Consider the following 13,133-nt stretch of genomic DNA (forward strand, 5'->3'; position numbering starts at 1 on the left):
GTCAGGACTCAACGTCCAGGAACACCGAGTGCTCACCAACCGGGCGGCTACCGACCAAGAGTGTGCCGGACGGCTCACTCTCAGAACTGATTAGGAACGCCCGCGATGACCACGCCGACCACCCACACCCCGTCCGTCGCGCCGTCCGTCACGGCGGCACCGACCACGCCGACCGCCCCAGGCGGCGCGCGGAAACGCCTGGGCAACGGTGAACTGCGCGCGATGGTCGCGCGGGTCCTGGTTGACTGCGGGGGGACGGCGCAAACCCCGCGCAATATCGCCGCTGCGCTCGGCGGTCGGTCGTCGGGTGCGGTCGGCAACGCATTGAAGTACCTGGCCGATCGCGGTGAAGCTGAGATCGCGTCCGCCGCCCCTTTGATGTACCGGGCGACCGCGACCACGGCGTCCGCCGCCGCGCCCACGATCACCCCCGCCCCACCGCGCACGCCCCGCCCGAAAACCACTCCGAAACGAACCGCCAGCGCACCGCCCGCCGAGCCCATGCCCGCCGGGTCCGGTACGGGCGGATCCGCCGCCGGGTCGGCGGGCGTGGTCACCGGTCCGGTGAAACGCCCGAATGGGATGGACTATCACCCCCGGTTGCTGTCCGGGATGCCGGACGTGACCGCGCTGTGGCGGTTGCGCGATGCCGGGGTCGCCGCCCTGTTGTACGGACCGCCCGGGACGGGGAAGACGTCGGTGGTGGAGGCGGCGTTCCCGGACTGCATCACGGTCCAGGGTGACGGGGACACGGTGGTCGCCGATTTCGTGGGGGACTACACGAAAACCCCGGATGGCGAGTTCGTGTTCGTGCACGGTCCGCTCGTCCGCGCGATGCGCGACGGGGTGCCGCTGTTCATCGACGACGCGACACTGATCCCGCCGACCGTGCTCGCCGTGGTCTACCCCGCGATGGACGGACGCCGCCAAATCCTGATCAAAGCCAACGGCGGCGAGGTCGTGGACGCCGCGCCCGGGTTCTACGTGGTCGCCGGACACAACCCCGGCGTGCACGGCGCGGTGCTCACCGACGCCCTCGCGTCCCGGTTCTCCGTGCAGGTTCAGGTGTCCAGCGACTACGACCTCGCCGACCAGTTGGGTGTGGACCGCAAGGCGGTGCGGGTGGCGCGCAACCTCGCCACCCGGCAGGAACGGGGCGAGGTCGGGTGGGCACCCCAACTGCGGGAACTGTTGGCGTTCAAGAAGATCGCCGCCGTGCTGGGCACCGACGCCGCCGCCGGGAACCTCGTCGGCATCGCGCCGGAAGAGGACCGCGCCACCGTCGCCGCCGTGGTGCGCGACGCGTTCGGCCGCACCGTGACCCCGCTCGCCCTCGGCAAACGAGTTTGACCGGCACGAAAGGGACCTCCGAAATGACAACGGCAATGCCCGCCATGTACTCGCCCCCCACGCAACGCGCAGTAGACCACCTCGTCGAACTCGGGTTCACGATCACCGCGAACGGTCGCGACTTCACACACCCCCGAGCCGTGGTCCGGCTGATCGACGACGGTGCCGCCTGCTTCATCGTCCGGCCGGTACGTCACGGCGACCCGTACTACGACTTCTGGGAAGCGCAGCTCACCCGCGCACCCATGGACGTGTTCGCTGCCGCCGTGGCAGCCGCGATCCGCGAGGACTGATCACCCCACCTCGCCGCCGCCGACAAACAGACCAAAGGACGTCACCATGAGCACCCACGTCACCGCCGACTCCACCGTTACCGGCACGGCCGTGTTCCCCGCCCGCCCGGAATGGCTGACCCTGTCCGCCGCTTTCGCCGACGAGGTTCCAGTCATCGCCGACCGCGACGACCTCCTGGTCACTGTCGCACCCGGTGCGGGCGGGGGTGCGCCGGCGTGTTTCTACCCCGCCCGCGCGCTGATCGAGGTCAACGGCGACCACCTCGGGGTGGACCCCGCCACCGTGGACCCCGCGAACCTGTCCGACCGCCCCCGCTACGCCCCGGCGTGGGGTGCCCTGACCCACGAATGCGGGCACGCCAAACACACCGCCTGGGAACCACCGGACGACGCCCCGCCCGGCGTGGTCGCCGCCGCCATGCTGCTGGAAGAGCCCCGCATGGAAGCCGCGCAAGTCCGCCGCCGACCCGACGACCGCCACTGGTTGCGGGCGTGCGTGAAGGGCATCGTCGCCGCCGACCTGCAACTGTTCGCCGACCCCGCCACCGCCCCTCAGATGACCCCCGCGCACGCCGCGCACACCGCCGCGCTGCTGCTGGGACGCGCGGACGGCGGTGTGCTCACCCGCACCGAGGTCGCCCCCGTCGCCCGTGTCATCGAGGACGTGCTCGGCACCGAGACTCTGGGCAAGCTGCGGGCGGTGTGGCGCACGGCGTTGCGCACCGCCGACGACGACGGCGAGACCATGCTCGACCTCGGGCGGCAATGGTGCGAAATTCTCGGCACCGACCCGAATACCCCCGCCGACCCCGACCCCGGCGCGGCACCCGACCCGTCCAGCACCCCCGACCCATCCGGTGGCACCTCCGGCACCGGTACCCCCAACGCCCCCGCCGACCCGTCACCGCTGGCCGACGCGATCACCGCCGTGCTCAACGGGGTGGCGGCGAAGGTAGCGCGGGAGAAGGCACCCGAGGACCCCGCCGCCATCGCCGCCAACGAGAAGGCGAAAGCCGACGCCGCCGACAAGGAGGCACAGAAGGCCGCGCGGCGGGTGTTCGCCGCTGGTGGTCCCCGCACCGGAACCACCCGGCTCGCGGGCACCCGTCCGCCCACCCCGGAAGAGCGCACCGCCGCGCGGGTGCTGGCGCGCGCGTTGGACACCGCCGGGACCCGGGAACGGGTCGCAGTGCGCTCCACCTCCGAGGTCCCGCCGGGGCGGTTGCGGATGCGCGGCGTGCGTGCCGCCGAAGCCCAGCGTGCCGCCGGAGCGGTCGTGACCGCCGAACCGTTCACCCGCACCACCCGCACCCCGGTCACCGTCCCGCCGTTGCGGGTCGGGATCGCCTGCGACGTGTCCGGGTCGATGGGATGGGCGAGTGCGCATGTGGCCTCGGCGGCGTGGATTCTGGCCAACGCCGCCCGCCATACCAGGGTGCCCACCGAAACCGCGAGCGTGATCTTCGGAAACCACGTGCGCCCACTGACCCACCCCGGCCGCCCGCCCGCCGAGGTCACCGAGTTCGAGTCCAACGACAACTGGGAAGACATCCCGGTCGCGCTGGACGCCCTCGACGGCGCCCTCGGGCTGTCCCGCCCCGGCGCGGCGCGGCTGCTGGTCATCGTGTCCGACGGCGACTACCGCCGCCAACCCCGCCGCGACGGACAGCGCAAACTCAACCGGTTGCGCGCATCCGGGTGCGCCGTGCTGTGGCTGACCACCAGCGACCGCGACACCCCGCTCGACGGGTCAACCGTCCACGTGCTGACCAACCCCGCCGCCACCGCACGCGCCATCGGGCACGCCGCCACCGCCGCCCTCCGCGCGACCGACCGCTAACAGCCCGGTTCGGGCGGGGGAACGCCCCTTCGCCCCGGACCACCCGCCGCACAAGCCACGACCACGAGGTGACCCTCCATGACCGCCACGCGGCTCGCCACCGTGGGCGACGTGATCGCCGTCCTGTCCGGCTACGACCCCACCACCCCGGTGCGGATCGCCGGCCAACCCCACCACCCGATGGAACACCACCTCGCGCGGGTGGTGTGCACGCCCGACGACGCCGAGGGCGACGGCACCCCGCGCATCGACCCGCCCGTGGTGTGGTCGGCATGGGTGAGCAGGTCGGCTACCTTCCCGCGTCCGCCGCCGACGCTCTCGGATGGTCGCGATGATCACGACCCTTCACGAACTCGTCGACCAGCCCTCGTTGACCAGCCCTCGTCGCGCAGCCGCGGCGCGAGGCGCTCGGCCAACAGGACGGTGAGCTGAAGCCATGTCCGCCAAGACCGACTTCTACCTCGGGCGCGGCCATGGCGCCGAGTGGCTCGGCTCCCTGCAAGGGGAATGCGAACCCGAGAACCTCCTGCGTGTCCCGCCCGGACGCCTCGCGCTGACCGCGACCGACGAGCCCATCTATCGCACCGCTGCTGTCGCCGACCTGTTCATCACCTCGGAGACCGAAGGCATCGGCGTGTCCTACCCCCGCCGAACCGGGTGGCCGTGGCCGTGGCCGACGAGTCACGTGAGCAGCTGGATCATCGCCTTCGACCCCGCCGCGCCCGGCGTGTACGTCACGGTCGGCCGCGGGGTGCGCTGGGAACCACTCGACCCACGCAACCCCCCCGGGAACCCGCCGAAGACATCGGACCGCCAGACCTCGAAGCGTGGCTGCGCGCACCCGCCGACCCGCCCTCGGTCCCACTCCCGCTCATGCGCGACCCCCGGACCGGGCTGCTCACCGCCGCCGCACGACGCCTCACCACCCCGCAAGACACCCACCACAACACGCAAGGAGAAGACCGATGACCACCTACAACCCACCCGAAGCCGAGATCGTCACACGCAGCTTCACCGAGAACGGCTGCGAGGTGACCTCGATCATCTACGACCCCGCCGACGCACAACTGACCATGTACGGCACCGTCACCCGCCACGGCGTACTCGTCGGCAGCTACTACTGCGCCGACCCCGCCAACCAGCGGGACTGGCGGATCGTCACCGCCGACGGCCACGACCTCACCGTCGACGGCACCCCGGTACGCCCATTCGACGAGGGGGCCGCCGTCATCGTGCTGACCACCATCCTCACCGCCCGCGACAGCTTCGAGGTCGAACAGCGGCTCCGCGAGGCCATGCGCCCTCCGCAGTGAGAACGCCACCAACGTTCGGTCATCTGCCCGCCACCCGACCAACCGACCAACAATCTCACCCACGCCAACCGTTACCGATGAATCAGGAGGCCACCGTGACCACGCAGCACGACGCAACGTCGACACCAAGCCCTACCCACGTCCTTGCCGCCCGAGACTGTGTTGCTCGCCCCCACCGTTCCACACGCTGTGCCGATGCGCCTGCCTGGCGGGGCGTGGGGGCTCGTCGCGGTCGCCGTGCGGACCACCGACGCCGCCGGACCCCCAGTCCGCTATGTCGGGGACGCCCCCGCACCCGATCCTGCGCACACCGACACCACGGACCTGCTTTCCGGGGTGTGGCTACCCGAACCGCCGCCGCCTGCCACTCTGCACTTCGGAGACGTCGTGATTCGCCCGCTGGCCTCGCCCGTGGATCCCGCGTTGACCGACGTCGAGGTACTGGTAGCGATGCAGGGCCAGTGATGCACCGAGCGCATCTGGGAAGCAGTGGACGCGCGCTGGCCACACGAGGTCGCCATGACGGTGCTCACCCATATGCGCTTCCTCGCCGACGCCGCTCTCAGCGACGCCCAATGGACGACGCTGACCAGCGCCATGCCGGGCTGGTCGTGCTCGATGAGCACCTCGCCACCATTAAAGGCAGGTGGGATTCTCCACCACGGGCCGGACGCGTTCTCCGTGTCCGCCGTCAACGCACTTGCCACCCGCCTCACCGGCTACACCGCCAACGGCTGGTACCACTGGCGGCGTGCCCGCGACAACCGGCTCCTGGCCGACCTCCGCACCGAACTCGTCCGTCGCTAGCCCACGTCGAGCGCGACTTCTACATTGTCCAGAGTCGCGCCGTCGCCGAGGTCCTCAACGACCAGATGACCTGGACCAGCCTCGCCGCCGACCCACCCAGCGACTGGTGGCGACCAGGTACGACGCCGATGAGATCACCGGGGCCTACACCCACGGCGGTGCGATGCACATCATCGAACACCCCGACGACAGCGTCACCTCACCAAACACCACCGCGAGGACTGCCCCTTCATCACCAGTCGAGGAGCGCCAGGAATGCGACAGCCGCGGCGATTGGCCGCACGCGCGCGGCCATTCCCGGCCGGTACCAACGGCAGGTCGCCAAGCGCGGTGATCTGAGTGAGGGCCGGGTTGCCATCGCCAGGGACGACGCCGTGCAAGCCCGCCTCGAACGACGGATTCGGGCAGAGGTTACGGCGGGTGTCCGCTCCCACGACGAGCCCGTACGCGCCGCTCGATCAAGCGTGTCGCTGACGCGAGTAGGTCGGGCGGATCGTCGGGTTGGTCAGTCGTAAGGCAGGTGCCCCGCCGCCTCTTCTCGTGGCCTTGAGTGCAGGGGCGGCGGGGCCTCCGTAACGCGGGGGAAGCAACCCCGCGCGCCGTACTGACCAGGCTCTACTTGTCCGCGGACAGCGTCCCCGTCGTGTTCGACAGCGACTGTCACTGACTAGTAATTATGGTCAATATGACGCACTAAGTAGTAGCGACGAAGCGTGCCAGAGCATTAAAGGGCAGTGGTCCTCATCACACACTTTTAATGAATCCTCTCCTTAATGGTTGTGGCCATCATCACATGTCGAGGTTGTTGACAGGACGTGCTCGCTCCGTCGCTCCGGACCCGATACGCTAGCAGCACTTTCGAGATCGTCTCGTGGTTTGCACTTCTCGTGGCCGTGAAGATCAAGCAGGGCTACGAGGCGGGATCGAAAGAGGTCAAGCTCCGGTTTCGGGGCCTCCGTAACAAAGAAAGAAGCAAAATGAATATCCCAGTTCCTGCGCCGGATGGCGCGGGTTTCCAGTATTTGGGCATGCCCGGGGAGGTCGCCGTCCCGCTACCGCGGGACTTACTGGCTTCCGCGCCCTGGGTGTTCGTGGTGTACCTGGCGTTCCAGGAGCAGTGGCCGCCGGTCGCGATCATCGCGCTGGTCGCGGTCCTGTTGCCGGTCGCGATCCCCAGTGGCCGGCTCCTGGCCGCCCGGGTCCTCGCCGGGTTGGCGGGCCGCAGATGAGCGCCGCGCTCTTCCCGGTCCTCGCCTCGTGGTCGGCGGGGAGCCGCAAGATCGAAGTCTTCCCCGACACCTACTTCGGGGCCAGCGACAAGTACTTCGACAAGCCGGTCGGAGGACGGGAGCTGGCCCAGGAGGACATCGAGAGGCTGTTCCGGGAGATGGCGCCGCGGCTGCGTGCCTTCCTCCGCACCCGCAACACACCCCCCGAGTTGGTCGACGACGTCCTGCAGGAGACGTTCCTGCAGGTCGTCGTGGACCGGCTGCGTCGACTCGAACGCCGTGACCGGGTGTTCTCGTACCTGGTCGGCATCGCGGTCCGCGTGCGGATCAAGCTGATGAGGAACCAGTACCGGGAAATCCTCGCGAGCGACCCGCACGACCTCGAGTTGGCCGAGCCGGTCGATGGTGACCTGGCGGGGGGCGTGGTCGACAAGCTCGCGATCAGGGAGATGGTCGACGCGTTGTCCTCGGACGTGCGGGACGCGGTGCTGCTGCGCGCGGACGGGTTCGAGATGCGCGAGATCGCGGTGCGCCTCGGGGTGCCCGTGAACAAGGTGCGGTCGCTGCTGGAGCAGTTCCGTGGCGCGCTGCACCATGCCACCGCGCCCCCACCTGAGGCTGCCGAGTCGGCCGTGCCCGAGGACACGACGTGGCTGGCGGATCCCGAGCGCGACTGGGGGGCGGCTCTGGTCAATCCCCAGCCCGCGGGGCCTGCGGCCTCTATCGTGGAGCGGATCTATCGGGCGGTCGAGTTGCTGCCCGAACGGCAGCGTGAGGTCATGGTGCGCAGTCTCTTCTGGCGGCTCAAACCCCGCGAGATCGCCGAGGACCTCGGCATCACCGCGAACAGCGCCCGGGTGAACCAGCACCACGGGTACACGTCGCTGACCGCGACGCTCGGCATGTCCAAGCAGCAGTTGCAGGACATCGTGCGTCCGCTGGGGCCGGTGAACAACGCCGCCCCTGCGGCGTAGCGCTCTGCCGCCCGCCCGGGTCAAGTCCGATCGTAGGGCCTGACTCGGGGCGGACGGCGGTGTCCTCGCCGAGGGGCATCGGCCGCGTGTCGTCGAGGACGTGGCAGACCGCGGGCGGACCGCTCGGCCAGTGCTCGGCGAGCGGTCCGGCGGCGCGCTGGTTGTCGGGCTTCCTTCGGTGGGCGGTCGTGGTGGTGTAGGCCGGGCTGGCCGGTGACCACGGGAGCGGCACCGTCATCGAGTTCGGGCTGCGGTGGACGAGGCGGGGTTGTTTCGCTGGTGCTTTACTGCGTGACGATGGAGGCTTGCAACGTCGCGCTGATGTCATTGACGGGCGTGCACCACCCGACGCCGCCGCCGCCGACCACCTGACCGCGTGCTACGACGGTGTTTGGTCGCCCGGATGCGGAGCTGAAGCAGGGGCCGCCGGAGTCGCCGCGCTGGAGGCCGCCGGAGACCACCTGGAACTTGGTCAGACCGAGGGTGCAGGTGCCATCGTCGAAGCACGCGGGGACGTTGACGTCCAGCACGGTGCCGCAGGTTTCGCCGCCGTTGGAGCCGCTGATGACGATCGGGCCGCCGATGCTCGCGTCGGTGTCGTCCGCGGCGCCGACCACGAGCCAGCTGACGGTCGTGCTGGTGCTACCGACCCAGATGCGGGACGCGAACGTGATGCCCGCGGGCGGGGTGATGAACTCGGCGTCGGTGGGGCCGTTGTGGGCGAAAGCGCGGTGGGAGACCGTACCGACCCGTGACTGGGCGTTGTAGATGCAGTGCCGCGGGCGAAGCAGTGGCCGGCCGTGCTCTCGACGATGGCGCCGGTGGACCACAGGCGCCACGCGTAGCCCGAGGTGCAGTCCGAGGGGTGGCCGGGGTTTGTGGTCGTGGTGTCGTTGATCGACAGCGCCCCGTAGAACGGGCTGGTGTCCTGTCGCCGGTTGGTCGCCGTCCGCGCCGGGGGTGGGGCCTCCACGATCGTCACGGCACTGCCGTACCGGTCGGTCAGAGCCGACACCTTGCCGACCGCGCTGGTAGCGACTTCGGCGATCACCGTGTTCTTCTCGCTGTCGACCCAGGCGTTCGCCTGACCGGACAGCTCTGCCGCGATCGCCTTCAGGTACGCCCTGGTGTTCTTCACGCGCTGGAGGTGCACGACAAGCCCGGCCGAGCGGTCCACGGTCGACTCCCAGCTGCGGACCACGGCTTCCGACTCGGCCCCGCCGACGACCTGCACGACCAGTTCACCGTTCTCGGTCCACCGGCTGCCGCCGAACCGGTCAGGTCCCAGCGTCGCCGCCAGCTCGTTCACTCGTCCGGCGAGCCGCTGCACCCGGTCGTCACCACGTTCGGCGAGCCAGGCCGCCAGCCCGGTCGGGCCGGGGCCCTCCGCGGTCACCGGTTCCGCGACAGCCGCCTGCTGCACCGCCACCGTCGACCCACTGACCGCGACAACCACCGCCGCGATGACCGCCACGCGCCGTCCCACACCACACCCATCGTTCCTCCTGGATTTCGCGAAATTCCCACCGTACGGACGTCTCGCACATTCCCAGCACAGCGGCGGCGCGGGTGGGCGTGCTCGCGCGGCGGTCTCGCTGCACGGGGGTGCGGCACGGCACGGCGTCGCGGGTGCTCAGCTCGTTGCGGCGGCGCTCGCGCCCGCTGTAGGGCAGTCCACGTGGACTACGCGCAGTACCCTGGGAGTCCCGTATGCGGCACCGCCGGTCGGACCTCTGCGCTGGCGCCCCCGGTGCGTGCGACTGGCGCGGTGTCCTCGACGCCACCGCGCCGCGCAGCCAGTGCGCGCAGCTGGCGTTGTTCGCCTCGCCGGAGACCCACGCCGAGGATTGCCTCTACCACAACGTGACCGTGCCGCGCAGGGTGCGGGAGGGAACGCCGGTCCTGGTGTGGTTCCACGGCGGCTCCTTCCTCGCGGGATGTCGACGGTGATGGTTCCGTCGTCGTCGGTGTCGTCGTAGGACTGCCACGTTTGGTTGCCGTAGATGACGCCGTCTTCGGCACTGAATGCCAGCCTGGCTACGTCGAGGGGGTCGGTGATTTCGGGGTTGTCCGCGCTCACGCGGCAACTGAAGGCGCTGGAGAAGACATCGGACAGGGGTGCCCAGGACCCGGTACACCCGTGTTCAGCCCTGGGCCAGCGGTCGATCTCTATGGCAGCGGCGACTTCTACGACGGCAGGGCGACTGGCGGCTGAGGGCGGCATCGACGTGGTGACCGTCAACTTCCGGCTCGGCCCGCTCGGCCACCTCGCGCCTCCCACGCTGTCCGCGGAGAAGGCAGGCGTCCAGTCCGGCAACTACGGCCTCGGGCTCGCGGCCAAGGCCCAAGTTTCCCTAGGGGGCTATGGAAACGAGGGCTCGGGGTTGAACCTTCGCGTGGTGCCCCGATGGCTCCATACTTCTGCGGTCCCGAACCGGGCGAAGGTCCCGGCGGAAGTAGGGCGTACCTGTTCGCGCGTGATAGCCGCCCCGAACGATCGCCTCACGCGACATAGGCATCGCTACTTCGAGTCATCAACTACCAAAGTACGCCCACGATTTTCATCAATCAGACGGCCACGACGGGACCCGGACAGTGTCCACCCGGGCGGAAGTTTGCCCGCTGTGGGCGGTCTACACCCTACAGGAAACGCTTTCGCAGGAACGTGAAGTCCCCGGACGCCGTCGTGCCCCCAACGACGGTCCGCTGGAGGCACGTGACGACATGGCCCTCTGGCAACGGGAGACGCTACTCTGTAGTCGCAGCAGTCGTCGCGGCGAGGGAGTACTTCTTCGGCTTGTCGCTTGTGCGCACGGCGTAGCCGCTCTCGACCAGCCTCTCCAGCGCGTTGTGTACCGCACCGGAGGATCGGTTCAACGCCTTGCCGATCGCGTTCGGACTGAACTCGCCCGAGTTGTCCCGCAGGTAGTCCTCGACCATTCCTCGCAACCCGCCAGGTGCCAGCCGTGCCTTTTTCTTCTCGCCCGGCGCGTCTGCGTCGTCCTCGGTGGGCTTGTCGACGTTGGTGGCCGCGTCGTCGGTGGCGGGCTGGTTCACCTCGGCGACGACAGGCTCGGCGTGGACGAGGCCGGCCGATTCGGTCTCGACCGGGTGCTGCGCGTCATCGACTGCGGCGTCCGTCTGCTCGACGGGGTCGTCAGCGTCGGGCGTGTCCGGGGCGACCGATTCGGCTTGTGTGATGTCCGCCGTGTCGATGTCCGCCGTGTCGATGTCCTCCGCCGCAGAGGTGTCCACCTGGGGCGGCGGGTCGTCCTGGGTGTCGACGTCGGTGATTGCCCACAGGTCGGCGGCGCGCCGACCGCCCTGGGCGATCCCGGCGGTGCGGGTGACGCTGCCCTCGGTGGCCCATTTGACGAGGATCTTCTGCGCGGTCGACTTCCCGATCTTTGCCGTTGCGGACAGGTCGGCGGCGGTGCTGTTCGGGGCGGCGTGCAACGCCTCCCACAGCTTGTCCTCGGCTTCCGTGCGGGCCTTCGCGGCGATGGCTTGCTCGGGAACCGACCGCAGCGTCCGGACGGTTTCAGTGGTGCTGGCGGTGGTGCCGGTTTTGCGGGTGCGGGTCTTGCTGGACATGACATCCCTCGATTCGCGTTCATGATCGGTAGTGGGTGGTCATGCCCCGGCCGGAGCGGATGTGGCCCCCGGTGCGCTGCCGGTGTGTTCGGGCTACGTGACTATGAACGCTTCCTTCGGCCCATGAAGTCAAGCGGGTTCGGCAAACGTCTGTCTCGTGTAGACGGTGATGCGGAGATGGGTTCGTTTCACCCACACGGGTCCGCTTCGCGCCCGTGGTCCACATACCCGTTGACAACCACGCGATCACGAAGCGTCCATACAGGTAGGCCACCCGGCCGATCACCGGAACCGAAGGGACACATAGACAATGACGGCCGACCGCGACGCCCACGACCCAGGCGAACCGACCTCCGACGCGGCCGTGGACGCGCCGCTACCGGAACACGTGCCCGATGACACCAGCGCGACCGTCGAGCCGTCACGGCCGCACGACGAGGTGACGATGCGGGCGCGGGAAGGGCTGCAGCCCGACACGATGATCCTCGCCCCGGCACTCACCCCGCCACCGATGCGGTGCCCCGAGGACGCGTGGGCGATGCTCGTGACGGCGGTGGACATCACCGGCGACACCGACCCCCACCGCGCAGGTGAGGTGGCCCTTTTCTCCGCACAATGGGTCGGTGACCAACCGCCAGCCGACGACCAGTACGAGGGCGACCTCGTGGTACGCCTGACGCACCCGACCGATCCGACCTGTCCGTCACCTCATGACCAGGTAGCCGACATCGAAATGCTGCTCGCCTACCAGGGGCGTTGGCAGCGAGTCGGCCAGTGGTTCGGTCTCGACGACCGCTGGCCGCTCGTCGTTGCGCCGACAGCCGCCGCTGTGATGGGGCTGCACTGCCATCTCAGGGAGGCGGTCGCCGGGTTTGCGTCCACGCTGCCGCTCGACGGCGAGGTGGACGGCGAGATGCGGGCGCGGGTTCGGACCGACGGAACGGTTGTTCTTACTGACGGTCGGGTGTTCGCAACCCCGTCTGGTGCTGCCACTGCCATGAGCGGCTTCCCGCAAAACGGATGGACCGTGCTCAGGGCGTCCGACGGACGAACGTTGAACGAACTGCGCGCCGAACTACGCGCACGACGCGGGAACTGACACCCCAACGTAGAGAACCCGATTTCTTCCATCGTCGCCGGCCCGGTTGCACCGCAAGAGCTGCGCGCCGGGGCCGGGGCGAAGCCGGGCAACCCGGACCCGCTATGTCGCAATGGAAGCAGTCGGATGGGTTGTCCCGGTGTAGTCGTCGCCGTTGTAGCGGTACTTCCCGATCTGCACGGTGCCGTAGAAGACGAGGCCGCCGAGGCGCTCAGCCGGGAGGCGGTGCTGGCATGCCGAGCGCCCCCGGATCCTCGCCGTTGCGCTGGGCGGGCACGGTCCCTGGCGGTCCGACAAGGCGTTCGTCACTCAGAGCGATGCCGAGTGGCGCGTGCACTACTGCGAGGCACGTCGTACCTCACCTGGGTTGAGGGCCTGTCGGTCGAGGCTTCTTCGAGCTGGCCGGCGATCACAACATCATCACCCTCGATGCCGTCTCGCTGCCGTTGTTCACCCAGCGGATCGTGCTGGTCGATTCCTGGGCCAGCGCTTCGCCCCCAAGGTCGGCGCGGGCATGGGCGAACCCGAACCGTTCACGCCGCGAGTGTAGGTTCTCAAGATTGTTTTCGTTTGATCTTGACGCGAGCTGGGCGGACGTCGGGTTTCTCACGGGTGTTGCGCTGGCTGGTTCTCA

Annotated in this window: 16 protein-coding genes; 13 read left to right on the forward strand and 3 right to left on the reverse strand. The window is 69.3% G+C overall.

Translation table 11 applies throughout. From position 1 onward, the window contains the following. Positions 1 to 105: 105 nt before the first annotated feature. The 4 genes from ACIBVP_RS45395 to ACIBVP_RS45410 all read left to right on the forward strand — a co-directional run bounded on the left by ACIBVP_RS45395 (position 106) and on the right by ACIBVP_RS45410 (position 3,915). Entirely contained in the window at positions 106 to 1,350 is a 1,245-nt protein-coding gene (locus tag ACIBVP_RS45395) for an AAA family ATPase (protein ID WP_396112773.1), read from the forward strand. A gap of 23 nt (positions 1,351 to 1,373) precedes the next feature. Next, positions 1,374 to 1,643 (forward strand): hypothetical protein, encoded by a 270-nt coding sequence (locus ACIBVP_RS45400; protein ID WP_396112774.1) that lies wholly within the window; start codon positions 1,374 to 1,376, stop codon positions 1,641 to 1,643. 46 nt (positions 1,644 to 1,689) lie between these two features. Then, entirely contained in the window at positions 1,690 to 3,483 is a 1,794-nt protein-coding gene (locus ACIBVP_RS45405; protein WP_396112775.1) for a VWA domain-containing protein, read from the forward strand. A gap of 78 nt (positions 3,484 to 3,561) precedes the next feature. Continuing rightward, the gene (locus ACIBVP_RS45410; protein ID WP_396112776.1) at positions 3,562 to 3,915 is read left to right on the forward strand and encodes a hypothetical protein; all 354 of its coding nucleotides are present in this window, start codon (positions 3,562 to 3,564) and stop codon (positions 3,913 to 3,915) included. Between the two features lie 249 nt (positions 3,916 to 4,164). Here ACIBVP_RS45410 and ACIBVP_RS45415 read toward each other — a convergent pair whose 3' ends face one another. Beyond that, positions 4,165 to 4,425, reverse strand: coding sequence for a hypothetical protein (locus ACIBVP_RS45415; protein ID WP_396112777.1), 261 nt, complete (start codon positions 4,423 to 4,425; stop codon positions 4,165 to 4,167). A gap of 23 nt (positions 4,426 to 4,448) precedes the next feature. On the opposite strand from ACIBVP_RS45415, the gene ACIBVP_RS45420 reads away from it, so the two are divergent. The 5 genes from ACIBVP_RS45420 (at position 4,449) to ACIBVP_RS45440 (ending at position 7,806) form a co-directional block, all read left to right on the forward strand. Continuing rightward, a complete protein-coding gene (locus ACIBVP_RS45420) occupies positions 4,449 to 4,796 on the forward strand; it encodes a hypothetical protein (RefSeq protein ID WP_396112778.1) in 348 nt (115 codons plus the stop codon). 195 nt (positions 4,797 to 4,991) lie between these two features. Next, positions 4,992 to 5,261, forward strand: coding sequence for a hypothetical protein (locus ACIBVP_RS45425; RefSeq protein ID WP_396112779.1), 270 nt, complete (start codon positions 4,992 to 4,994; stop codon positions 5,259 to 5,261). A gap of 54 nt (positions 5,262 to 5,315) precedes the next feature. After that, positions 5,316 to 5,603: a hypothetical protein gene (locus ACIBVP_RS45430; protein WP_396112780.1), complete on the forward strand. Its 288-nt coding sequence runs from the start codon at positions 5,316 to 5,318 to the stop codon at positions 5,601 to 5,603. Between the two features lie 1,028 nt (positions 5,604 to 6,631). Next, positions 6,632 to 6,832, forward strand: a complete 201-nt coding sequence (locus ACIBVP_RS45435) for a hypothetical protein (RefSeq protein WP_396112781.1) — start codon at positions 6,632 to 6,634, stop codon at positions 6,830 to 6,832. Next, positions 6,829 to 7,806, forward strand: coding sequence for a sigma factor-like helix-turn-helix DNA-binding protein (locus ACIBVP_RS45440; protein ID WP_396112782.1), 978 nt, complete (start codon positions 6,829 to 6,831; stop codon positions 7,804 to 7,806). The genes ACIBVP_RS45435 and ACIBVP_RS45440 overlap by 4 nt, the downstream gene beginning before the upstream one ends. Before the next feature lie 284 nt (positions 7,807 to 8,090). Here ACIBVP_RS45440 and ACIBVP_RS45445 read toward each other — a convergent pair whose 3' ends face one another. Next, the gene (locus tag ACIBVP_RS45445; protein ID WP_396112783.1) at positions 8,091 to 8,336 is read right to left on the reverse strand and encodes a hypothetical protein; all 246 of its coding nucleotides are present in this window, start codon (positions 8,334 to 8,336) and stop codon (positions 8,091 to 8,093) included. A 34-nt stretch (positions 8,337 to 8,370) separates the two neighbouring features. On the opposite strand from ACIBVP_RS45445, the gene ACIBVP_RS45450 reads away from it, so the two are divergent. From ACIBVP_RS45450 to ACIBVP_RS45460, 3 genes are all read left to right on the forward strand, one after another. Continuing rightward, positions 8,371 to 8,574, forward strand: coding sequence for a hypothetical protein (locus ACIBVP_RS45450; RefSeq protein WP_396112784.1), 204 nt, complete (start codon positions 8,371 to 8,373; stop codon positions 8,572 to 8,574). A gap of 155 nt (positions 8,575 to 8,729) precedes the next feature. After that, positions 8,730 to 8,894, forward strand: a complete 165-nt coding sequence (locus tag ACIBVP_RS45455) for a hypothetical protein (protein ID WP_396112785.1) — start codon at positions 8,730 to 8,732, stop codon at positions 8,892 to 8,894. A 622-nt stretch (positions 8,895 to 9,516) separates the two neighbouring features. After that, complete coding sequence (locus ACIBVP_RS45460) at positions 9,517 to 9,756, forward strand: carboxylesterase family protein (RefSeq protein WP_396112786.1); 240 nt, start codon at positions 9,517 to 9,519, stop codon at positions 9,754 to 9,756. Positions 9,757 to 10,554: 798 nt separating this feature from the next. On the opposite strand, the gene ACIBVP_RS45465 is transcribed toward ACIBVP_RS45460, so the two are convergent. After that, positions 10,555 to 11,400 carry a MarR family transcriptional regulator gene (locus tag ACIBVP_RS45465; RefSeq protein ID WP_396112787.1) on the reverse strand — a complete coding sequence of 282 codons (846 nt, stop codon included), beginning with the start codon at positions 11,398 to 11,400 and terminating at the stop codon, positions 10,555 to 10,557. A gap of 310 nt (positions 11,401 to 11,710) precedes the next feature. Between ACIBVP_RS45465 and ACIBVP_RS45470 the strand changes: the two genes are divergently transcribed. Continuing rightward, a complete protein-coding gene (locus tag ACIBVP_RS45470; protein ID WP_396112788.1) occupies positions 11,711 to 12,499 on the forward strand; it encodes a hypothetical protein in 789 nt (262 codons plus the stop codon). The last annotated feature ends 634 nt before the right edge of the window (positions 12,500 to 13,133 follow it).

The sequence above is a fragment of the Actinophytocola sp. NPDC049390 genome, assembly GCF_044466355.1.
Taxonomy (GTDB): Bacteria; Actinomycetota; Actinomycetes; order Mycobacteriales; family Pseudonocardiaceae; genus Actinophytocola.

What these genes read in the sequence shown, in the direction of transcription:
- ACIBVP_RS45395 (WP_396112773.1), top strand. Translation starts at nt 106, where the DNA reads ATGACCACGCCGACCACCCACACCCCGTCCGTCGCGCCGTCCGTCACG.
- ACIBVP_RS45400 (WP_396112774.1), top strand. Translation starts at nt 1,374, where the DNA reads ATGACAACGGCAATGCCCGCCATGTACTCGCCCCCCACGCAACGCGCA.
- ACIBVP_RS45405 (WP_396112775.1), top strand. Translation starts at nt 1,690, where the DNA reads ATGAGCACCCACGTCACCGCCGACTCCACCGTTACCGGCACGGCCGTG.
- ACIBVP_RS45410 (WP_396112776.1), top strand. Translation starts at nt 3,562, where the DNA reads ATGACCGCCACGCGGCTCGCCACCGTGGGCGACGTGATCGCCGTCCTG.
- ACIBVP_RS45420 (WP_396112778.1), top strand. Translation starts at nt 4,449, where the DNA reads ATGACCACCTACAACCCACCCGAAGCCGAGATCGTCACACGCAGCTTC.
- ACIBVP_RS45425 (WP_396112779.1), top strand. Translation starts at nt 4,992, where the DNA reads ATGCGCCTGCCTGGCGGGGCGTGGGGGCTCGTCGCGGTCGCCGTGCGG.
- ACIBVP_RS45430 (WP_396112780.1), top strand. Translation starts at nt 5,316, where the DNA reads ATGACGGTGCTCACCCATATGCGCTTCCTCGCCGACGCCGCTCTCAGC.
- ACIBVP_RS45435 (WP_396112781.1), top strand. Translation starts at nt 6,632, where the DNA reads ATGCCCGGGGAGGTCGCCGTCCCGCTACCGCGGGACTTACTGGCTTCC.
- ACIBVP_RS45440 (WP_396112782.1), top strand. Translation starts at nt 6,829, where the DNA reads ATGAGCGCCGCGCTCTTCCCGGTCCTCGCCTCGTGGTCGGCGGGGAGC.
- ACIBVP_RS45450 (WP_396112784.1), top strand. Translation starts at nt 8,371, where the DNA reads ATGACGATCGGGCCGCCGATGCTCGCGTCGGTGTCGTCCGCGGCGCCG.
- ACIBVP_RS45460 (WP_396112786.1), top strand. Translation starts at nt 9,517, where the DNA reads ATGCGGCACCGCCGGTCGGACCTCTGCGCTGGCGCCCCCGGTGCGTGC.
- ACIBVP_RS45465 (WP_396112787.1), bottom strand. Translation starts at nt 11,400, where the DNA reads ATGTCCAGCAAGACCCGCACCCGCAAAACCGGCACCACCGCCAGCACC.
- ACIBVP_RS45470 (WP_396112788.1), top strand. Translation starts at nt 11,711, where the DNA reads ATGACGGCCGACCGCGACGCCCACGACCCAGGCGAACCGACCTCCGAC.